The sequence below is a fragment of the Selenomonas bovis DSM 23594 genome, from assembly GCF_000381005.1.
Lineage (GTDB): Bacteria > Bacillota > Negativicutes > Selenomonadales > Selenomonadaceae > Selenomonas_C > Selenomonas_C bovis.
The window spans coordinates 164407-185809 of the sequence record NZ_KB908381.1 but is presented as its reverse complement, the minus strand read 5'-3'; the positions used below and the strand labels follow the sequence as shown (position 1 = coordinate 185809).

Sequence of the window (21403 nt, the reverse complement as noted above, 5' to 3'; positions counted from 1 at the left end):
GAGTGAATTTTCAAGTGGGAACGTACTGTGTCCGTAATGGGCCCAGGAAGGGAGAAGGCATTTTGTTCTGGATGATGGAGTATCCTTATGAGATAGCAGCGATGATCTTGCCGGTCCAGGTGTTGCTGGCTGGCTTCTATTTTCATCGCAAATATCCGCCGTTACGGCAGAGTCGGATTTTCGCTAGTGTGATTGCAGCGAATCTCTGTTTGACACTGGCGGGAGTTCTCGTGCACAGTGCGGTCCTCCATGTCCTCAGCTATTTGTTTTTGCTTGTGAGTCTCGGCCTTTATTTTGGTGCGCAGAATCCCGAACGCTTTATGGAACAGCGTACGGGGATATTTAATCGCCAGGCATTTGAGCGTGTGATGCGGGAGAATAAAAGCAGGCGGTTCTGGCTCGTTTCCTGCTGTATTCACAGCTATGGAGAAGTGCGTGAGCTCTATGGTGCGGCACAGATGGATCGGTGTCTCGGCCTTATTGGCGTGTGGCTGCAGCAGACGTTTCCCAAGGAGCCGATGTTCTATTTGCGTAACGGCAGGTTCGTGATTCTTTCTTTTTCACCATTTGATCAGGCGGGCGTCGTTGCCGCTGCTTATCGACGCTTCCAGGAGAGCTGGCAGATTGATGCGGCGGAGATGTTCGTCGGCGTTGGTTGCGCGGTCATGGACAGCTCGGTATGTGCAGAGTCAGTGGATGATATTTTCGACGCGCTGGAGATTGCGCATCGCCAGCAAGATCAGGCGGTGGTGCCTAGTCAGACGCCCATTCGCGTTGATGGTCAGTATTTTGATGGTTTGCGCCAGGAAAGGGCTGTCAAACGCGCGCTCAAAAGGGCGATTGCCAAAGACGATGTCAGTGTCTTTTTCCAGCCGATCGTCGATGCGCATACGCAGAAAATCGTTGGCGCGGAGGCGTTGGCGCGTATTTATGATGAGAAGCTGGGCTATATCGCGCCCTCTGAGTTTATCCCTCTTGCAGAAAAAACGGGTAGTATCACGGAGCTTGGCATGCAGGTGTTCCGGAAGGTCTGCGCTTTCATGAGCGAGCCGCGCATCAGGATGCTCCAGCTCGATTGGGTCAACATAAATCTCTCGCCTATCCAATGCATGAATCCGCATCTCGCGGAGGATTTCATCAGCATCCAGCAGAAGTATCAGGTGCCGGCACATAAGTTACACCTGGAGATTACTGAAGAGTCTATCATCAATCTCAATACGTTACAGAACCAGATTGCGCGCATGCGTGAGGCGGGGTTCAGTTTCGTGCTCGATGACTATGGCAGCGGGTATTCCAATCTCATGATGGTGCGGCAGATTCCTTTCATCAATATCAAGCTCGATATGGGGTTCGTGCGGGCGCATTTCAGCCAGCCTAATACGCTCCTTCCTGATACGATCCGTGCGTTCCTCGAGCTCGGTTTCAGTATCACGGCGGAGGGCGTTGAGTCTGAGGCGATGGCGCTCGCACTCGATCGCATGGATACAACGTATTTGCAGGGGTTTCACTATGCGCGCCCGATGCCGATGGAGGACTTTTATCAGTATATGAGATCGCATGCGGGACAAGAGACGCGCGAGGAGGTACCCGATTGCGATTTGGCAGCAGAGTCGGTATAATGTTTTCCATGTGAGAGCAACTTGATCTAGAAGGAGGACATGATATGCCGGATAAGAAACTGCTCCGAGCCTATGCCCGACTGATCGTGAAGGTCGGCGTGAACTTGCAACGGGACCAGATTCTCGTCGTCAATACGCCGCTCACGTGCGCGCCGTTTGCGCGCCTGCTCGCGGAGGAGGCGTACCGCGCTGGTGCGCACGAGGTGGTCATGAGCTGGAATGATGAGGTGTCTGACCACATCAAATACGGGATGGCGCCGCGTTCTGTGTTTTCGGAGTTTCCCGAGTGGAAGCGCCTGTTTTATACGGATTATGCAGAGCAGGGGGCTGCGTTTGTGTCCATCGCCGCGCGAGATCCGGAAATCTTCCATGACATTGAGCCACAGCGGCTGACCTCTGCGCAGCAGGCGGCAGGGGCTGCTCTGCTCGAGTACCGTGCGCGCCTCATGAGCAACAAGAATACTTGGTGTGTCGTGTCCGTGCCGACACCGGCCTGGGCGGCAAAGGTCTTTCCGGGTTGCGTGGCAGGAGAGGCGGAACAGCGGCTCTGGGAAGCCATCTTGAAGACGGTGCGCATAGGTGGCGGGGATGCAGTCGCAGCTTGGCAGGAACATATCGCTTTCTTGCATCGTGCTGCGGCTTTCCTCAATGCCCAGGATTTCGCAAGCCTGCACTATACGAATGGGCTGGGTACGGATCTGGTCGTCGAATTGCCGGAGGGGCATCTTTGGGCGGGTGGCTCGGAGGATTCCCAGACGGGTGTGTCATTCGTTGCGAATATGCCGACCGAGGAGGTATACACATTGCCGCATCGTGATGGCGTGGATGGTACGGTCGTTGCCACGAAGCCGCTGGTCTATCAGGGCAGCCTCATCGAGGGTATGCGCCTGCGCTTCGAGCATGGCCGCGTCGTGACTGCACATGCGGAAAGCGGCGGGGAGAAGCTGAGGGAACTCCTAGCGACGGACGAGGGGGCCTGCCATCTCGGCGAGGTGGCGCTCGTCCCTTATGATTCACCGATTTCGAGGAGCGGCCTTCTGTTCTACAATACGCTTTTTGATGAGAATGCCGCTTGCCATCTTGCATTTGGCAAGGCGTATCCGACCTGCCTGAAGGATGGTGCATCGCTCGAGAGCTTGGAACTGCTGCGCCGCGGCGTAAATGACTCGTTGCTGCATGAGGATTTCATGGTCGGCAGCAACGATCTCTCTATCGTCGGCAAGCGCCGCGCTGATGGGCGGGAAGTTCCTGTTTTCATCAAGGGTAATTTCGCGCCGTTTCCGCCATGATCGACAGGAAAGGTGTTCAGCATTGCTGGATTCATCTATAGTCTCAAGGAAGCGCTGATTCATTCGGCGCTTCCTTGAATTTTTCATGTTATGGAGTGTGGCTCTGTGCTATAATGAAGGCTGTTGCAAAAAATATTGCCCACATAGGAGGAAACAAGATTGGACGTTACGTTTGCTGACCTATTGAAGACGGTACTGCTCGGCGTGGTTGAGGGACTGACGGAGTGGCTGCCTGTCTCGAGCACTGGACACATGATCCTGGTAGATGAGTTCATCAAACTGCAGGTATCCAAGCAGTTCATGGACATGTTCCTCGTGGTTATCCAGCTCGGTGCCATCATGGCCGTCGTCGTGCTCAATTTCGAGAAGCTCAATCCCTTTTCTGCTGCGAAGACGCGCCGGGAGAAGGGGGAGACCGTCGAGCTTTGGAAGAAGGTCATCGTGGCTTCTCTGCCAGCAGCTGTCATCGGTCTCATGCTGAATAAATTCATGGAAGAGCACTTGATGACGGCGCCTGTCGTCGTGACGACGCTCATTTTTTACGGCATCCTCTTCATTGTCGTTGAGAATTATAACAAGCGTCGCCGCCCGCGCGTGACGGATCTGCGGAATCTCGACTATAAGACAGCACTCATCATCGGCTTTTTCCAGGTGCTTTCGCTTGTGCCGGGCACGAGCCGTTCTGGTTCGACAATCATCGGCGGTCTCTTGTTTGGAGCGAGCCGCTATGTCGCGACGGAGTTCACGTTCTTTCTCGCGATTCCTGTCATGTTCGGTGCGAGCTTCCTCAAGATGGTGAAGTTCGGCATCCATTATACGGGTGCAGAGGTGCTCATCCTCGTCCTCGGCATGGCAACTGCGTTTATCGTATCGATCGTTTCGATTAAGTTTCTCTTGAGCTATATCAAGACAAATGATTTCAAAGTATTCGGCTGGTACCGCATCGCGCTCGGTATCGTCGTAGCGGCGTATATGTTCTTGGTCGGTGATCCGACAGCGAACGACTGAGGAGGCTTTTTATGAAGGTCATTGCGGGCCTGGGCAATCCGGGAAGAGAGTACGCGCAGACGAAACATAATGTCGGGTTCCTCATGGTGGATGCGCTGGCGGCGCATCTCGGCGTCACTGAGTGGCGGGAGAAGTATGATGCGTTCATCGCGAGAGCGCGCATCGGTAGTGAGGCAATCCTGCTCGTCAAACCGCAGACGTATATGAATGAGAGTGGGCGCGCGATTGCGCCCCTCATGAATTTTTACAAGCTGGCGGCGGAAGATCTCATTGTCGCGCATGATGATATGGATATTCCCGTTGGCACCATCCGTATCCGCAAGAAAGGAAGCTCCGGCGGGCATAATGGCATCAAATCGATTCTCGCGCATCTGGGGGATGAGCATTTCGCTCGTGTACGCATCGGCATCGGCCGTCCTCTGCCTGGTTGGACGGTCGTGAATCATGTGCTGGCACCGTTTCCTCCGGAGGATGCGGCGAAAGTCTCCGAGGCCATCCATTACCTCGTTCCGGCCATCGAGTGCATTGTGACGGAAGATGTCGACAAGGCGATGAACCGTTACAATCCCAAGAAGGAAAAGAAAAGCAAGAGCAAGGAACATGTGGGAACGGCAGCCGAGCCCTCCCAGGCAGAGGAGGTATCGCGATGACGCAGGCTGATGAGCTCATTACGGCCGTCTATGCAGACGAAGAGGGCAATATCCTCGATGCGGCAGGATTGCGCGGTATGGGGCGCCTCGGCAACGAGAATGTCCCGCTCCGCCCGGAGGATCTCATTCCGCTGCCGGAGAGTGCAGATCTCATGCTCCTACCGCAGCATCAGGCCGTCGGACAGACGGCGGAGGGAGAGGTGCTCCCCATGACGGGGCTGGCCGTCGCCGCCATCCTGCCTGCCGGCTATACGCGTCTCTATCTCCCGGCCTATGTGCGGGAGGAGGGAGCACAGCGACTGCCGCTCTACGGCTATACGGCGGTCGTCGTTTATCGCGATGAACTATGCTGTGCGGCCATCTACACGGATGAGAATGATAAATGGGATCCTGTGCATTACAATACGCCGGAACTCAAGAAGCTCGTCAAGCGGACGAAAAAAGAGCTGCCGGGCAATCGTATCGTGGAACAGGTGGCTGGTTGCTCGCTTAAGTGGCATTGCTGCACGGCACAGAATCTCTTTTATCGCCGTTGGGAGGTGGGAATCCCGGCCTCTCCAGTCTGCAATGCCAACTGTTTCGGCTGCATTTCTCTGCAGCCGGCAGAATGCTGCCCCTCGCCGCAGCAGCGCATCACGTTCCGGCCAACTCCGGAGGAGATTGCCGAGGTCGGCGTGTATCATCTTTCCGTCGCACCGGATGGTATCGTGAGCTTCGGACAGGGCTGTGAAGGCGAGCCTAGCCTGGCGGCCGCAAACATAGCGGCGGGTATCCGCCTCATACGGGAGAAGACCAAGCGGGGACAGATTAACATGAACTCCAATGCCGGCTATACGCAGGGCATCCGCGAGATTGTCGATGCGGGCCTCGACAGCTTGCGCGTTTCCATTATCAGCGCGCGCGCTGAAAGCTATAACGCGTATTATCGTGCCAGCTATCACCTTGAGGATGTCAAAGCCTCTATCCGCTATGCGCTGGAACGTGGCGTTTATGTTTCGCTGAATCTCTTGTATTTCCCCGGTTTCAACGATCGGCCGGAGGAGCTTGCAGCCTGGCAGAAATTTTTCCGGGAGCTGCCTGTTCAGATGATACAGGTGAGGAACCTGAACATCGATCCGGATGCGTTCCTCGCCATCATGCCGCCGCAGCAGGAGAGGCCGCTCGGTACGAAACCTTTTCTGCGCGCACTGCATCAGGAATTCCCTCAGCTCGTCATCGGTAGCTTCAGCCACTACATCGAGTCGAAGACGGAGAGAGATTGACATCTGACGTTCGATATGGTAGACTGCAAAAAGAAAAGAATAGCGAAGGGGAGTAGCCTCTCGGCTGTTGTCAACATACATGCCGCACCCGCGGCTGGCAGCAGCATCATGGTGGAATCTCGAAGACGCGCAAGGCGTAGCTGGGATAAGTGATAGGTGAGACTTTCGCATGATACCCGTTTTTGGGATACCATGCGAGAGTCTCTTTTTTGTTGGATGCTGATGAAAAGCAGCATCCTCTTGAGAAAGGCGGGTAAAGAGATGGAAATTTTGTCGGTGGAATTCTTTATGGCGCTGGGAACGTTGATCCTCCTCGATCTGCTCTTGGGCGGCGATAATGCTGTTGTGATTGCGATGGCGGCGAACAAACTACCGCCGCACCTGCGCAGAAAGGTCATCCTCATCGGTACGGGGGGTGCGGTGCTCATACGCCTTGTGATGACGCTGGCGGCGGTATGGTTGCTCACCGTTCCATATCTGCAAGCAATCGGTGGTTTGATCCTGCTGCCCATCGCCGTGAAGCTCCTGATGCCAGAGGAGACAGAGGCGCAGGTCGCGCCCTCTGAGAGTCTCATAGGGGCTGTGAAGACCATCATCATCGCAGATGCCGCGATGGGCGTCGATAATGTCCTGGCCATTGCCGGTGCGTCGCACGGGAGCTTCTTGTTGGTCGTGCTGGGCTTCCTCATCAGCATTCCCATTATCGTGGGCGGCAGCACTTTGATTGGAAAGCTCATGGACCGGTTCCCGTTCATCCTTTATGCGGGGGCAGGACTTCTCGGCTGGACTGCGGGCTCGATGATTGCGCATGATAAGATTATTGGTGCGGCACTTACGGGCAGCGTAGGCAGCTGGGCGGCATCGACGCTGCAGGTCGCGCTTGCTGCAGGCGTCGTGCTTGTTGGCCTGGCAGTGCGCCACAGGAAAGAGACGCGGCGTGCGGAGCATGTCTGATTCGCTGCAATGTAACAAATGGTACGACGGAATTGATAACAATGTGACATACTTAGAGAGACAATGATTCATATTCAGAAGGGAGTGCATTTTTGTGGAAAATATTCTGAGAAATATTCCCGAGACTGAGGTCCTGCGGCTATCGGATTTGGTGACATATGCGAGCGGTCAAGTAGTCAGCAAGACGTTGATACAGAACGAGGGACTTGGCATCACGTTGTTTGCCTTTGCCAAAGGCGAGGGCATCAGCACACATGAGTCGAAGGGAGACGCAATGGTGACAGCGCTCGATGGTGTAGGATGCATCACGATTGATGGGCAGTCTTATGCGCTCAAGGCCGGTGAGAGCATTGTGATGCCAGCGCATCATCCGCATGCTGTCCATGGTACGGAGAATTTCAAGATGCTGCTGGTGGTAGCGTTCCCTTCGTAAGGCATAGAAGTCTCGTTGTTCATACTTGCGCGGGTTCTTGCGAAATTGGCGAAAACGGTTTATAATGATAGCAATAATTTTTCGTCAGTTTTCAAGTATGAAAGAAAGAAGGGGTTTCGTTGGCTTATTTCTATCCTGAACCATCGCATACATTCGGAGAGTATCTCCTTGTCCCGGGGTATTCCTCGGATAAATGCATCCCTGCGAACGTTTCCTTGAAGACGCCGCTCGTGAAGTTCAAAAAGGGTGAAGAGCCGAAGATTACGATGAACATCCCGATGGTTTCTGCTATCATGCAGGCGGTCTCGAACGATACGATGGCAATCGCACTCGCCAAGGAGGGCGGTATTTCCTTCATCTATGGCTCGCAGTCGATCGAGGAAGAGGCAGCGATGGTCGCGCGCGTCAAGAATTATAAGTCGGGCTTTGTGACGAGTGATTCCAACATCACGCCGGAGACGACGCTCGGTGAGATTCTCGCGCTGCTCGAGAAGACGGGCCATTCGACGATGGCGGTGACGGAGGATGGCACGCCGACGGGCAAGCTGCTCGGCATCGTCACGAGCCGCGATTATCGTCTTTCCCGCATGAGCCTCGATGAAAAGGCGGGCTCGTTCATGACGCCGTTTGAGAAACTCGTCTATGCCGATGCGGAGACGACGACGCTTTCGATGGCAAACGACATTATCTGGGACAAGAAACTCAACATGCTGCCGCTTGTCGACAAGGAACAGCGCCTGCGCTACATGGTCTTCCGCAAGGACTACACGGACAACAAGGAGAACGGCAACGAACTCATCGATGAGGGCAAGCGCTATGTCGTCGGCGCGGGCATCAATACGCGCGACTACGCGGATCGCGTGCCGGCCCTGCTCAAGGCGGGCGCCGATGTGCTCTGCATCGATTCCTCCGAGGGGTTCTCGGAGTGGCAGCGCATCACGCTCCGCTATATCCACGAGCATTTCGGTGAGGATGTCAAAGTCGGCGCGGGCAATGTCGTCGACGCGGAGGGCTTCCGCTTCCTCGCGGAGGCGGGTGCGGACTTCGTGAAAGTTGGCATCGGCGGCGGCTCCATCTGCATCACGCGCGAGACGAAGGGCATCGGTCGCGGTCAGGCGACGGCGCTCATCGATGTCTGCCGCGAGCGCGATAAGTATTTCGAGGAGACGGGCATCTACATCCCGGTCTGCTCGGACGGCGGCCTCGTGCACGACTACCACATGACGCTCGCACTCGCGATGGGCGCGGACTTCCTCATGCTCGGCCGGTATTTCTCGCGCTTCGACGAGAGCCCGACGGACAAAGTCAAGATCAACGGCACGTACTACAAGGAGTACTGGGGCGAGGGCTCGAACCGCGCGCGCAACTGGCAGCGCTACGACCTCGGCGGCGCGAAGAAGCTCTCGTTCGAGGAGGGCGTCGACTCCTATGTACCGTACGCCGGTTCTTTGAAAGATAACGTGAACATCACGTTGTCGAAGGTGCGCTCGACGATGTGCAACTGCGGCGCGCTGAATCTCGCTGAGTTGCGCGACAAGGCGAAGCTGACGCTTGTCTCCTCGACGTCGATCGTCGAGGGCGGCTCGCATGATGTCATCCTGCGCAATAAGTTCAACAGCCGCGAATAAGAAAATTCCCGCAGGGATACCTGCGCAGGAAAGAGGTGCTTCTGCCGTGCAGGCGTTTCCGCAAGGAGGCCAGCAGGCGGGAGCGCCTTTTTTACTGTAAGGGCGATGCACAATGCCCACGAAGTGGACGTTTGTGCATGTAGCTTTGTGCGGATGGGGATGCGGCATTGTGTGCTGCCCATAGGGGCCGGTATGATGAGGCTTGCCACTGGGGGCTACCAGGTCAACCGTCTTTCAGTGTGTTTTCAGCGCAGGGCGCTAGAGTGATGGCAAAGAATGGAGGAGAGACTGATATGCGTATTTTGCTCGCGGAGGATGACCAGAGACTTGGAAAGCTCATTAAATATATGCTCGAACAGAACCACATTCAGGTGGAATGGGTGACGGATGGCAGCGATATCTACGATTACGCGAAGTTTACGGATTATGATATCCTCGTGCTCGATTGGATGATGCCGGGGGAGAGCGGCGTGGATGCCTGCCGCCGCCTGCGAAAGGACGGTTATGAGCGCGCAATTCTCATGCTGACGGCGCGCGACTCCGTAGAGGATCGCGTGACAGGTCTCGATGCGGGTGCGGACGACTATCTCGTCAAGCCATTCGAGTTCGTAGAGCTTCTCGCGCGCCTGCGTGCACTCGGGCGCCGCAGCACGCAGAAAATTCAGCAGGATGTCGTCGAGGTCGGCGGTTTTACGCTCAACCGCACGGCCAAGGTGTTGAAGAAGGCGGATCAGGTCATCCAGCTCTCGCCGCGCGAGTTCCAGATTTTCGATCTGCTTGCGCAGAATCTCGGCATCGTCGTGCCGCGCGACATCATCCTCGATCGCATCTGGGGGCTGGAGTCTGACGTGAGTTCGAACAACATCGATTCCTATATGAAGATTCTGCGCAAGAAGCTCGATACCGGTGATGGCAGGACCATCATCAAGACGGTGCGCGGCGTCGGCTACAAGCTTGAGGCAGATACCTGATGGCAGCGAATATCTTCGGACAGGGCCGCCGACGCCTCACGCTCTTTTATTCGCTCATCATGTGCGTGTTCCTCATCGCGCTCATTTTCATCGCGCACAAGACACTGGAGTGGTCGATCTTCTCGGAGCAGGCGCGCGAGCTTCTCGATACGGCGGGGAATGTGGCGGAGGCGCAGGCGTATTTCAACCAGCATCCGGGGCTTACGCTCGAGGATGCCGGTTACAAGAGCACGAATGACAGGCTGTTTTTCTATGTCTTCAACCAGGATGGACGGCTGTCGAATTTCGCGCGGGCCTCGTTCCATATCGAGCCGTTCATCCTCGATGTCGTGAGCAACTGGCAGGCACAGGAGGGGGAGGTCTCGGTATTCGGCAGGAAGAATGAGAGAGAACAGGTGACGCGCATCATGATGACGGCCAAAACGGTCGTAAATGATGACGGCTCCGTGCAGACGGTCTATGTTGGCAAGGATGTTACAGCGATGTACAACGGTCTGCAGAAATCGACGTACGCGATGGTCGTGCTCGGTATCGTCGCACTGCTCCTGGCAACAGTACTCGGCCATATCCTCTCAGGCCGCGCGATGGTGCCGCTGCGCGAAGCGTATGAAAAACAGCGGCAGTTCGCGGCGGACGCCTCACACGAGCTGCGGACGCCGCTCGCGGTCGTCATGGCGTCGGCGGATCTCCTAGAGAACGATCCGTCCATCACATCGCCGTTCCTCAAGCAGGTCATTGCCGATGTGCGCGACGAGGTCAAGAAGATGACGCGCCTCGTGAGCGATCTCCTGCTCGTCGCGCGCAGCGACAACAAGGCGCTGAAACTCAAGCTGCAAAAATTCGATGCGGCGGAGCTCCTCTCACAGACGGCGCGCCTCATGCAGCCGCTCGCGGACAAGAAGCATATCGCGCTCGACATCCGGAATTGCGATGCGCATGTCATACAGGCAGATGAGCAGAAAATCAAGCAGCTTATGCTCATCCTCGTCGATAACGCGGTGAAGTATACGCCGGATGGAGGCGAGGTGCATGTGGGGTTTGAGAAAGCGCCGCAGGGGCGCGTGCGGTTCTTTGTGCAGGATACAGGCATCGGCATCGCCAAAGAGGATCAGCGCCGTATCTTTGACCGCTTTTATCGCGTAGACAAAGCACGTTCGCGCGAGATGGGCGGCAACGGGCTGGGACTTTCCATCGCGCAGGAGATCGTCAACCTGCACCACGGCAGCATCGAGGTCACAAGCACGCTTGGCAAAGGGACACGCTTTACAGTGGAGCTGCGGACGAAGGCAAAGGCGAAAACCGCGTAGTGGAGATGGGGACTGCACAGGGAACTGCAGGGTGTGATCCTTATTGACAGGCAAGCGGATTTTTGTTAATATACCGCAGAGAAAGAGATCTGTTCGTCGCCGGATGGCAGGAAGGGCATTGGGACATCCCGTAGGCAGCGCCGCGTGCGCAAGGGATGTGCCGATGCCTTTTGTCTTGTAGGGCAACGGCGCGTTGTCTATGATACTGGAAAGGGGGAAGAAAGATGCAGTGGGTCGTCCTTTTTTTCGCAGGGCTTTGCGAGGTTCTGTGGGCGGTAGCACTGAAATATACGGAAGGGTTCACGCGCCTTTATCCGAGTATCGTGACGGTGTTCGGCATGATGGCGAGCTTTTTGCTACTCTCCCGTGCGCTGCGTACGCTGCCGCTCGGTATAGCGTATAGTGTCTGGACGGGCATCGGTACGGTCGGTACGGTGCTCGTGGGCGTGCTCATGCTCGGCGAGACGATGAGTCTGGCGCAGATGCTTTGTGTCGGCTGCGTTGTCGTGGGCATCGTCGGACTGCGTGCACTGACATGAGGGTGACAGGCAAGATTGAATGGCACTGTTTTGGCAAGAAGGAGGATGAGAGATGACGAAAGGGCATGTCTGCTGGCGGGCGCTTCTGGCTGCGTTCCCCTATACGACTCCCATTCTGGCGGGATTTGCGTTCCTGGGGTTCGCTTATGGCGTCTATATGAACGTCATGGGATTTCCGTTTTATTATCCGTTTTTGCTGGCACTTGTGATCTTTGGCGGCTCTTTGGAGTTCGTCGCTGTCTCGTTGCTCCTTGCTCCGTTTGCGCCGCTCGCGACATTTTTACTCGCGCTGCTCATCCAGGCGCGGCATCTCTTCTATGGGCTTTCGCTCTTCGATACATACCGCGGTCTTGGCTGGAAGCGGTTCTTCCTCATCTACGGTCTTTGCGATGAGACGTTTTCCATTGTCTTCACGGCGAAACGGCGCCTGCCAAAAGATGTGGACCGGGGCTGGTTCATGCTCTGGATTACCTGGCTCAATGAGGGGTACTGGGTGCTCAGCGCCTTGCTTGGTGGCTTGGTCGGCGGCATGTTGCCGTTTGATACGACGGGGCTTGGCTTCGTCATGACGGCGATGTTCGTGGTTATTTTCCTTGAGCAGTGGCTCCATGAGTCCTGTCATGCGACAGCGATGCTCGGTATCTTGGCGGCGGGCGGCAGTCTGGCGCTTTTCGGTGCGCAGTCGTTCATGGTGCCGGCGATGGTGATCATCTTGCTGGTGTTGCTCCTGGCCCGTCGGCCATTGGAGCAGCGGTATGCAGCGCCCTTCTCGGAGTCCGAGGCAGCAGGGGATGGCGGCGGACGGCAGGGCGCTGCGGTGGAGAGAGGTGTGATGCGATGACAGACATGCCGCTTTATCAGCAGGCCATCACAGTGCTGCTCTGCACGGCCGCGACAATGCTCACGCGGTTCCTGCCCTTCCTCGTCATCTCTGCGCGCAAGCCGACGCCGCCTCTCGTGCGTTATCTGGGCAATGCCCTGCCCGCAGCGATTTTCGGTCTGCTCGTCGTCTATTGCCTGAAGGATGTGGCCTGGGGGCGTCCGCCGCATGGCATGCCGGAACTCATCGCTGTCGCTGTCACAGCTGGGCTGCATCTCTGGTTGCGCCGCATGCTGGTCTCGATGGCGGCAGGCACAGCCCTCTATATGCTGCTCGTCCAACGCGTGTTTGCCTGAGTATGTGGAAACGTCCTGCAAAGCAGGCTGGACGCGCAAAACGCAACGCACAAACGAAAGGTCCCTCCTGGCAATGGGAGGGACCTTTGCGTGTCTGCAAGTGTTGGCTGTGCCGTGAAGTGCCGCGGTTCAGCAGGCAGCGCGGATGGCCTGGCCTGAGATACGGCGCGTACCGCGGAAGCCGTCGGCACCCTTTGCCGCCATACAGGCGGCGACGACGGATGTCGGCATCGGTGCCATGTTGCGTGCGAGGCCGAGCGTATTGAGGGCCTGGAGTACACGCACGGAGATGGTTTCGAGCGGGCGCTTCGCATGCGGCCGGATGAGAGCGGGTGGCGCGAGGATCGTGAGGCCCTCGAACTGGAGCGTTTTCATTTCTTCCTCGATTTCGCCCTTGAGTCGCAGATAGAAGAAATGTGCGTGGGTATCGGCACCGACGGAGGAAACGAGCACGAGGCGCGGCACGCCGTTTTCCTTCGCGAAGCGGGCGAACATCATCTGGTAATCATGGTCGACATGGTACTGCGCCGCCTGAGAGCCCGCCTGCTTCTTGGAGGTGCCGAGCGCCGAGAACAGCACGTCGCCGCGCACGAGATCATGCCATCCCTCTGGTTTCTCAAAATCGACGATGTAGGAGCGGAGTTTCGCATTGTCGATGCCGACCTCACGGCGTGTAAAGGTGATGACGCTGTCATAGCGCGCGTCGCGCAGGAGTGTGGTGAGCAGATCGCGACCGACAGCGCCGGTCGCGCCGATGATGATGGCTTGCATGGCGGTTCCTCCTCATTGTACGGCAGCAGGCAGGGAATCACTTAGCAACGGATATCTTGCCTTTGCCAGTCATCTATATTATATGCATTTGTGCATAGTAGAGCAAGCGTGCCTGAGGGTGCCTATCGATGCAGTAAACCAAACGGAGAGATAAGTTGACGTATCCTGTTGATGTTCGTATAATGAGAGAAGTTACGATTAGGAGGCGTTATATATGCAGACAGATATGACGACAGGGAAAAAGCAGGCACAGCTTTTCACAGTGCAAAATATGGTGAAGATGGCGCTCTGCATTGCATTTTGCTGCGTGTCAGCGTTCATTTCCTTTCCTTTGCCGTTCACGCCGGGACTCGTGACGGCGCTCACGATTGCGTTGACGGTGACGGCGCTGGTGCTGCCGCCGCAGCTTACGTTCATCGCCGTGGCGGCCTATGTGCTCTTAGGCGCTGTCGGCCTGCCGATTTTTCCAGGTGGTGTAGGCGGTCTGGGACGTTTGTTCGGACCGACGGGTGGTTTCTATATTGGCTGGCCGTTCGTCTGCTTGGTGGAAAGTCTGCTCAAGGGCAGCAAGGTGAGCTTCCGGCGCTATGCGCTCGTCGCAGTTGTCGCGGGTGTGCCGTTGACATATGTCGGCGGTCTGATTTCGATGATGTATGTCATGCATGTTGATCTTATCCAGGGAATGGCTATGGCGGTGTTCCCGTTCATTCCCGGCGATATCATGAAAGCTCTGCTGGCGGCTGTGATTGCGGAGCGGGTCAATCGGATGCTGGCGAACAGATGAGTGGACGGAGCCTGACGATGCACTTGGCGGACAGCGCACGCCTATCGTCCTGTATGCGTGAGTTCCAGAGGAAGTGGCATCATGCCGTTTCTGTATGCAGTTCGCTTTATACGGGGCATTGGGCATTAAGGAACCCCTGATTAATTCGGCACTCCGTCTTCACGCGTCTGCACTGTCCTCTCGTCGCCCTGTCATCCTCAGCGTAGCTTCGGCTACGCCTGCGGTTTGTCTCCGAAGAGTACAGCGCATTCACGTAAATCCGGAGCACCTCATTTCATCAGCGCTTCCTTAATATAAAGCAGACGATTGCCGATGGTTGTGTTACTTGTTTCTTCTCTCCAGCTCGAGCAGCAGCTTTTTCATACCCAGACCGCCGCCATAGCCGACAAGGCTTCCGTCTGCACCTATGACGCGGTGACAGGGAATAGCGATGAAGATAGGGTTCGCGTGATTGGCCATACCGACCGCGCGGAACGCTCGTGGACAGCCGATAGCTTCTGCAATGTCCTTGTAACTGCGTGTTTCTCCATAAGGGATTTCCCGCAGCGCCGCCCAGACAGTTTTCTGGAATGGTGTGCCGTGCAGCTGGTACGGGAAATCAAACGTTTTTCGCGTTCCCTTGAAGTATTCGTCGAGCTGCTGGAACACCAGTGCTGTCAATTCGTTCGCTGCACCAGACCTGATACCTGTGGCGGCAGGCTTCAATGCCGTGACCGCATCGTTTTCCCACTCCAGTTGCATATCACATGCTGGCGAATGGTAAATGATTGTTCCTTTCATGCCGCATGACGCCCCTTTCTGTTTTTCGGTCGGCTGATTTTCTCATATTGCTTTGTTCCTATGGTTCACCGCCGCAGCAAAGAGCAGTCACATGGCGTGGCTGCTTTTTGCTGCGGCGATGGATTTTTCATCAACTGTTTTCAGAGTGTCCCTGCATGGAAGAACTCGATGATTTCATGAATCGCAAGCGCCATGTGCTCGGGATTCTGGAAGGGGTGATTGGCGCCGTCGATGGGAAGGAATTCGATGACGTTGTTTTCGGCAAAGGCGCGGGCATCTTCGATGGGGACCATCTCATCTGCCGTGCCGTGCAGGATGAGCATGTGGTCGGCGAAATCGAAGTACTCGTGATCCATGGGGCAGAAAGATCTGAGATCATCGAGGAAGGATTGGTCGATCTTCATTTTCCGCTCGAAACCGATCTGGACTTCCTTGCCTTTCCGGAGCTTGGCGTGGTCAGCTTCGGGGATACGGCCGCTCATTGTCTCGTACATGTGGATGGCAGGACAGCGCAGGGCAATCCTGCAGAACGGATTGCCCTTCTCTATGAGGTAGCGGAGCGTCAGGTAGCCGCCGAGGCTGGTCGAGTAGTTGCAGAGATCTTTCGCTTTGAGCTCATGTTTGGCGTAGTCCGTGACAATGGACAGATAGGTCAGGCATTCCGCGACCGTAAGCTTCTTGCGCGCATCCATGCCGTGGCAGGGCCAGTCGAACGCGATGGCCGCCCAGCCTTTGTACTTGGAAGTCAGGTGCTCACCGAATTTTGATGTGCCGGCCGTTTCCTTGCTGCTGCCGAAACCGTGTGTGACGATGGCGATATGGTCGAAAGCGCGTGCGGTCTTGTCGTGGTCGCTGCAGATGAGCTTGCAGCGGATGCTGTAACCCTGCTCGTTGATATCGAAATGTTTTTCCATGTGATAGCCTCATTTCTTCGCGCCGTTGTCGAAGCGTAACGTTTGTTGTGCTCGCGCGGGCGCATGAAATCCAGTGAGATGTTGTTTCTCATTATAACAGACGTGGCGCACAGACGTCTACTTTTCGGATATGGTGTGTCTCGCATAGCTTAGGAAATGCACTTGTCATGTATGTACTGTATTGTTAGTGATATTACATAGGCATTTCTCATCCGTACGGCTTTTTGTTATGATGGGGACGGAGGAAAGAGTCGCCGCGTAAGTGAATGAGCATGAGAAAGCAGCGGCGTTGCTCACAAACAATCCTACTGGAAAAGGGAGCAAGGTATATGCAGAAAATTTCGAGGCGTCAGTTTCTGTCACTCTGCGCCGGCGCTGTCGTGCTGGGCGGAGGCTGGGTGTTCGCGCGCGGGCGGATCCTGCCGGAACTCAGGGACAGGACTGCGGCAGCGCTCGGGAGGGGGCGTGTCACCTATCTGCGGCAGATCGTCGCACAGGACAACGCGGCGGCGCGCACCATCATGTGGCAGTCTCCCGCGTCGCTTGTCGCGCCCGCCGTGGAATTGACGCGCGAAGGGGCGGCGGAGATGCAGCGTTTCCCCGCAGAGGAGGAGGCTTTCACGGAGGACGGCGTGACGGTCTATCTTTATACGGCTCAGGTCACAGGACTGGAGCGTGGTGCGCGGTATCGCTACCGCGTTGCGGCGGGTGAGGAGCGAGGCGGCTGGACGCCGCTCCAGGCAGACGATGGCGGCGCGTTTCGCGCGCTCATCTTTCCCGATTCGCAGTCGAGCGACTATGCAGGCTGGAGGGAGCTCGCCCAAATGGCCAGGCAGAGGAACCCTGACGCGAAGTTCTTCATCAATATGGGCGATCTCGTTGATAATGGGGAGGATCATACGCAGTGGAATGCTTGGCTGGATGGCGTGGAGGGCATCATCGACACCATTCCCATCGCCCCGCTCATGGGGAATCACGAGACGTATGACAAGCAGTGGCAAGTGCGCGAACCTGTGGCCTATCTGCGTGAGTTCGCGCTGCCAGGAAATGGCAGCAAGGAGTATGACCGCCGCTATTATTCCTTTGACTACGGTCCGGTACATTTTCTCGTACTCGATACCCAGCAGGGAGAGGAACAGGAACGCCATCCCCATATCACGGAGGCACAGGAGGCGTGGTTCCGTTCGGATGTCCAGCGGACGCGTCAGCCGTGGAAGGTCGTGCTCATGCATAAAGACCCGTTGCAGTATCGCATCCACGGACGACCGGAGCGTGGGGAAGGATTTTCCGAAGAGGGCAAAATATGGATGCCGCTCTTCGACGCGGCGGGCATCGACCTCGTTCTCTCCGCCCATCTCCATACGTACCGCAACCGCGGCCATATCAAAGGCTTCGAGCGCAGTGCGGAAGGTCCGCTCTACATCCTGACCGGCGTGGCTGGCGATGTGCGCTATCCGGGGCTCTGGGTGGATCACGCACTTGACGAGGTCGTAGCGCCGCAGCCGGAGACGGATAACTATCTGACACTGGATGCCGATGAAGGTATGCTGATTGTCCGCTGCTTCCTTCCGGATGGCACGCAAATCGACGAGGCTGCCGTGAAAAAGACATGAATCATGTCGCATTGGATAAAACAGAAAGAATCGCGGAGCAATGTACGTCATGCTCCGCGACTTTCTTTGTCATATATTGCGCACTGCATAGAAAACGGCGGATGATTGCTGCAGATTTGCTGACGACGTACGGGCATGCAGGTATAGGAAAACGGCATATTGAAAAAATTATGCGGGAAAACGGCAGGAAATATGCTATTCTAATATGGTTAGAAAGGGGAGGAACGCATGGAAACAGACGGTCAGCTGGAGTTATGTGTCGCACAGGTACGTGGGCAGCTTGCGCGGCTGGCGGAGGAACGGTACCGCGCGTTCAGCGCGCGGTTGCTGCCGCCCGGTACGCGGCTTATCGGCGTGCGCCTGCCGCGCCTCCGCCATCTGGCGCGCGAGATCGCAGGTGGTGATTGGCGGGCGTATCTCGAGGCGGCAGGGAAAGATACCTTTGAGGAAGTGATGCTCCAGGGCATGGTGATCGGCTGCGCAGCGTGCAGCTGCGAGGAGCGGCTCCGCAGGGTGCGTGGGTTCCTGCCGCTCATCGATAACTGGTCCGTCTGTGACAGTTTCTGTGCCGGATTGAAATTCACGCGTGCCCATAAAGCAGAGGTATGGTCATTCCTGGAGTCGTATTTTTCTTCCAAGAGGGAATATTCCGTGCGGTTTGCCTGTGTCATGCTGCTTGATTATTATGTGGAAGAGGCAGATCTCGCACGGGATCTTGCCGTGCTCGATCGTCTTTCCGGGCAGTCATACTACGCGATGATGGCCGTGGCGTGGGCCATCTCGATTCTCTACATCAGGTATCCGCATGCTGTGAGCGCATATCTGCTGAAGAGTAACCTTGATGATGTGACGTATCAAAAGGCGCTGCAGAAAATCATGGAATCACAGCAGGTCGGTGCGGCGGCGAAGGCTCGTATCCGCGCACTGCGGCAGCGGCGCGCGAGCCAGCGAGGTGAGGGGGGAACGGCGCCGCTATGTGGGGGCCGGTGATGGTATGGGAGAAATCAGATTGGTACACGTGGGTGGCAAAGTCATCCCCGTCGAATTCCAGCGCAAGCACATCAAGCGCATGCATCTGCATGTAAAGGGCCCGGAGGGACGCGTGGTGCTTTCGGCGCCCATTTCCATGCCGCGCGCGGTATTGGAGGCGTTCGTCGCGGAAAATGCCGCGTGGATTGAGCAGAAACAACAGCAGCTTCGCTGCCTGCCGGTGAAACAGCCGCATCGCTATCTGACAGGCGAGACCATCGACCTCTGGGGCGAGCGTAAAGTGCTTGTCGTGCACGTCGGGTGCAGGGCGCGCGGCGAGGGATTCCTCGTGTGCGGCAGTAAGGTGTTCCTTTCCGTGCCGGAGGGGCTGACAGATACGCAGCGCGTCCGCTTCGTGCGCGAGCAGTATCGGCACGCACTTGTTGCGCGCATGGCAGAGGTCGCGCCGTCGCTGGAAGAGCGCACGGGTCTCTTTGTCCGGGAGTGGCGCACGAAGGACATGAAGACGCGCTGGGGAACCTGCAATATCCAGGCGCGGCGCGTCTGGATCAATCTGCAACTCGCGGCGAAACCGCCCGTCTGCCTCACCTATGTCATGCTGCACGAGATCCTGCATCTCGCGGAGCGCGGCCACAACCGCCGCTTTTACGCGCTTATGGATCGTTACATGCCGGAGTGGCGGCAGGTGCGGCAACTGCTCGAAACGAGCCCGGGAAATTGCTGAAACAAGGGACAAGAGATAGAGGGACAGGGATTTTTTGATTCTTTGTGCATTGCAAGGAGAGAGGGGATGTAAGGACTCACGGATTCATTCAGTACACCGTCCTCTCGTCGCCCTACAATCCTCAGCACAAAACGCGATGGAGCGTTTTGACTGCTACTTCTTCGGCTTGTCTCCTAGAGAGATACAGCGCATCCGAATAGACTCAAGGCATTTCATTTCATCAGCGCTTCTTCAAAGACATTTTGCGGCAGGGAGGAAGATGCGTTATAATAGAAAACGATTGTGAATTCATGAATATGAGAGGATGGATATAGGAGCATGGTAGCAGGTCGCGTATGGATGGGGAAACGATGGTCGTTTGTGGCAGCTCTCTTGCTGACAGTCTCTTTCTTTTCTTGGCTGATGAGCGGCACAGGGGAGGCACGCGGTGGCAAGGAAGTGCAGCCTGTAGAACAGCAGACGAAGACGATTCTCTTCGTGCCGCATGACAACCGTCCGACTTCGTGCGAGCAGTCGGCGGAGGCGGCGGAGAAGCTCGGCTATCGCGTGCTCATGCCGCCGAAGGAGATGCTCGGCGGGCTTACGGAGGGGCAGCCGGATGCGCTCTGGCATTGGGCAGAAGCACAGGCGGCGCAGGCGGATGCTGCCGTGATCTCAACGGATTCCCTCATCTACGGCGGGCTCGTGGCGTCGCGCAAGCATGAACTCAGCGAGCAGGAGTTAGAGGAGCGCGTGGGGCGTATCGCGAGCCTCAAGAAGCTCAACCGCAGGCTCAAGGTCTACGCGTTCGGCTCCCTGATGCGCACGCCTGCTTCCGGGCCGGCCTCCGGCGGAGAGGAGCCAGACTATTATCTTACTTATGGCGCGCAGATTTTCCGTCGCTCAGGCTTGCTCGAAAAACAGGAGCATGGCGGTCTGACGGATGGAGAGACGCAGGAACTCCAGGATCTCGCGGCGACCATCCCCTCTGAGGTCTGGCAGGATTGGACGCAGCGGCGCGCGAAGAATTTCACCGTGGATGAGCGGCTCATCGATTTGTCGCGCACAGGCGCACTGGATCTTTTCATCCTCGGCAAGGACGACAACGCGCCGCTCTCCGCGACGCATGCGGAGAGCCTGCGGCTCGCCCGCTACGCCGCCGCTGTGCCGCGCACGCGGTTCCAGATGCTCGCAGGTATCGATGAGTTCGCAGCGCTCCTCCTCGCGCGTGCCGTGAACGACGAGGAACATGTCGTTCCCTTTGTCAACGTGCAGTATAACTGGGGCGTCGGTGGCGCGATGGTGCCGGATTATTCCGATGAGCCCATCGCGGACTCCATCCAGTCGGACCTGCTCATTGCGGGCGCAGTCGCTGTGCCTGACCCGGCGCACGCGGATCTCGTGCTGCTCGTGAATACGCCGCCTGATGGAAAGATGGGCTACGGTAACGCACCGGATAATGACGGGACCGACCTCTATGACGCGCAGAGTCTCGCGCGCTATGCAGCAAGCCTCATCGCACAGGGCTATCGCGTGGCCATTGCGGATATCACACGCACGAACGGCGCGGACAATGCGCTCATGAATGCGTTGCGCGACGCGGGACTGCTCTTCAAGCTCTATGGCTACGCGGGCTGGAACACGGCGACGAACAGTGTGGGGTTCGCACTCGGACAGGGTGTGCTGAGCGTGCGTCTGCCGGAGGATGATGTCGATCGTCTGCTGCTTGCGCGCTATCTCGACGACTGGGGGTATCAGTCGAACGTGCGCACAGCGGTGACGAACCAGCTGGCGATGCTGCTCGATGGCGGCGCTTATCTGAACCTCGGCCGCTACGAGCCGGCGGTGCAGCTGCGTGTGACGCGCTTGCTGAGGGAATTTGCCGCGCGGAATCTGCCGCCGTATCCGGGCGTCGATCACTTGAATTTTTATTTTCCTTGGCACCGCATGTTCATCGGCGGCATCGTGCTGCCGGATAGGTAGATGAGATACAAGCGGCAATGTATGTTCGG

At 56.8% G+C, this 21403-nt stretch carries 21 protein-coding genes; 18 read left to right on the top strand and 3 right to left on the bottom strand.

Annotation, left to right across the window (positions count from 1 at the left end):
- Positions 1-71: 71 nt before the first annotated feature.
- The 13 genes from F599_RS0103480 to F599_RS0103420 all read left to right on the top strand — a co-directional run bounded on the left by F599_RS0103480 (position 72) and on the right by F599_RS0103420 (position 12836).
- The gene (locus F599_RS0103480) at positions 72-1619 is read left to right on the top strand and encodes an EAL domain-containing protein (RefSeq protein WP_169337808.1); all 1548 of its coding nucleotides are present in this window, start codon (positions 72-74) and stop codon (positions 1617-1619) included.
- Positions 1620-1663: 44 nt separating this feature from the next.
- Complete coding sequence (locus F599_RS0103475) at positions 1664-2908, top strand: aminopeptidase (protein WP_019542146.1); 1245 nt, start codon at positions 1664-1666, stop codon at positions 2906-2908.
- Positions 2909-3067: 159 nt separating this feature from the next.
- A complete protein-coding gene (locus tag F599_RS0103470) occupies positions 3068-3916 on the top strand; it encodes an undecaprenyl-diphosphate phosphatase (protein ID WP_026327787.1) in 849 nt (282 codons plus the stop codon).
- 11 nt (positions 3917-3927) lie between these two features.
- A complete protein-coding gene (gene pth / locus F599_RS0103465) occupies positions 3928-4566 on the top strand; it encodes an aminoacyl-tRNA hydrolase (RefSeq protein ID WP_019542144.1) in 639 nt (212 codons plus the stop codon).
- Positions 4563-5828 (top strand): radical SAM family protein, encoded by a 1266-nt coding sequence (locus tag F599_RS0103460; protein ID WP_019542143.1) that lies wholly within the window; start codon positions 4563-4565, stop codon positions 5826-5828. Before pth ends, F599_RS0103460 begins: the two co-directional genes overlap by 4 nt.
- 261 nt (positions 5829-6089) lie before the next feature.
- Positions 6090-6782 carry a TerC family protein gene (locus F599_RS0103455; RefSeq protein ID WP_026327786.1) on the top strand — a complete coding sequence of 231 codons (693 nt, stop codon included), beginning with the start codon at positions 6090-6092 and terminating at the stop codon, positions 6780-6782.
- A 94-nt stretch (positions 6783-6876) separates the two neighbouring features.
- Complete coding sequence (locus F599_RS0103450; RefSeq protein WP_019542141.1) at positions 6877-7215, top strand: cupin domain-containing protein; 339 nt, start codon at positions 6877-6879, stop codon at positions 7213-7215.
- Positions 7216-7334: 119 nt separating this feature from the next.
- On the top strand, positions 7335-8843 hold the full coding sequence (locus F599_RS0103445; protein WP_019542140.1) for an IMP dehydrogenase: 1509 nt from the start codon (positions 7335-7337) through the stop codon (positions 8841-8843).
- Between the two features lie 293 nt (positions 8844-9136).
- Positions 9137-9814, top strand: coding sequence for a response regulator transcription factor (locus F599_RS0103440; RefSeq protein ID WP_019542139.1), 678 nt, complete (start codon positions 9137-9139; stop codon positions 9812-9814).
- Complete coding sequence (locus tag F599_RS0103435) at positions 9814-11121, top strand: sensor histidine kinase (protein ID WP_019542138.1); 1308 nt, start codon at positions 9814-9816, stop codon at positions 11119-11121. Before F599_RS0103440 ends, F599_RS0103435 begins: the two co-directional genes overlap by 1 nt.
- Positions 11122-11345: 224 nt before the next feature.
- Positions 11346-11660, top strand: a complete 315-nt coding sequence (locus tag F599_RS0103430) for a DMT family transporter (RefSeq protein WP_019542137.1) — start codon at positions 11346-11348, stop codon at positions 11658-11660.
- Between the two features lie 52 nt (positions 11661-11712).
- Positions 11713-12501, top strand: coding sequence for an AzlC family ABC transporter permease (locus F599_RS0103425; RefSeq protein ID WP_019542136.1), 789 nt, complete (start codon positions 11713-11715; stop codon positions 12499-12501).
- A complete protein-coding gene (locus F599_RS0103420; protein ID WP_019542135.1) occupies positions 12498-12836 on the top strand; it encodes a branched-chain amino acid transporter permease in 339 nt (112 codons plus the stop codon). The genes F599_RS0103425 and F599_RS0103420 overlap by 4 nt, the downstream gene beginning before the upstream one ends.
- Positions 12837-12965: 129 nt before the next feature.
- Here the strand turns inward: F599_RS0103420 and F599_RS0103415 are convergent, their stop codons facing one another.
- Positions 12966-13607, bottom strand: a complete 642-nt coding sequence (locus F599_RS0103415; RefSeq protein ID WP_019542134.1) for an NAD(P)H-binding protein — start codon at positions 13605-13607, stop codon at positions 12966-12968.
- 214 nt (positions 13608-13821) lie between these two features.
- Here F599_RS0103415 and F599_RS0103410 point away from each other — a divergent pair, with 214 nt between their 5' ends.
- Positions 13822-14391 (top strand): biotin transporter BioY, encoded by a 570-nt coding sequence (locus F599_RS0103410; protein WP_019542133.1) that lies wholly within the window; start codon positions 13822-13824, stop codon positions 14389-14391.
- 321 nt (positions 14392-14712) lie between these two features.
- Here the strand turns inward: F599_RS0103410 and F599_RS16155 are convergent, their stop codons facing one another.
- Both F599_RS16155 and F599_RS0103400 read right to left on the bottom strand, forming a co-directional pair.
- Positions 14713-15171 (bottom strand): methylated-DNA--[protein]-cysteine S-methyltransferase, encoded by a 459-nt coding sequence (locus tag F599_RS16155; RefSeq protein ID WP_026327784.1) that lies wholly within the window; start codon positions 15169-15171, stop codon positions 14713-14715.
- A 140-nt stretch (positions 15172-15311) separates the two neighbouring features.
- Positions 15312-16085: an alpha/beta hydrolase gene (locus F599_RS0103400; RefSeq protein ID WP_019542131.1), complete on the bottom strand. Its 774-nt coding sequence runs from the start codon at positions 16083-16085 to the stop codon at positions 15312-15314.
- Positions 16086-16414: 329 nt separating this feature from the next.
- On the opposite strand from F599_RS0103400, the gene F599_RS0103395 reads away from it, so the two are divergent.
- The 4 genes from F599_RS0103395 to F599_RS0103380 all read left to right on the top strand — a co-directional run bounded on the left by F599_RS0103395 (position 16415) and on the right by F599_RS0103380 (position 21374).
- On the top strand, positions 16415-17698 hold the full coding sequence (locus F599_RS0103395; RefSeq protein ID WP_019542130.1) for a purple acid phosphatase family protein: 1284 nt from the start codon (positions 16415-16417) through the stop codon (positions 17696-17698).
- Between the two features lie 228 nt (positions 17699-17926).
- Entirely contained in the window at positions 17927-18688 is a 762-nt protein-coding gene (locus F599_RS13485; protein ID WP_019542129.1) for a DNA alkylation repair protein, read from the top strand.
- A gap of 4 nt (positions 18689-18692) precedes the next feature.
- Positions 18693-19412, top strand: coding sequence for a M48 family metallopeptidase (locus F599_RS0103385; protein ID WP_026327783.1), 720 nt, complete (start codon positions 18693-18695; stop codon positions 19410-19412).
- A 318-nt stretch (positions 19413-19730) separates the two neighbouring features.
- Complete coding sequence (locus F599_RS0103380) at positions 19731-21374, top strand: DUF4127 family protein (protein ID WP_156021922.1); 1644 nt, start codon at positions 19731-19733, stop codon at positions 21372-21374.
- The last annotated feature ends 29 nt before the right edge of the window (positions 21375-21403 follow it).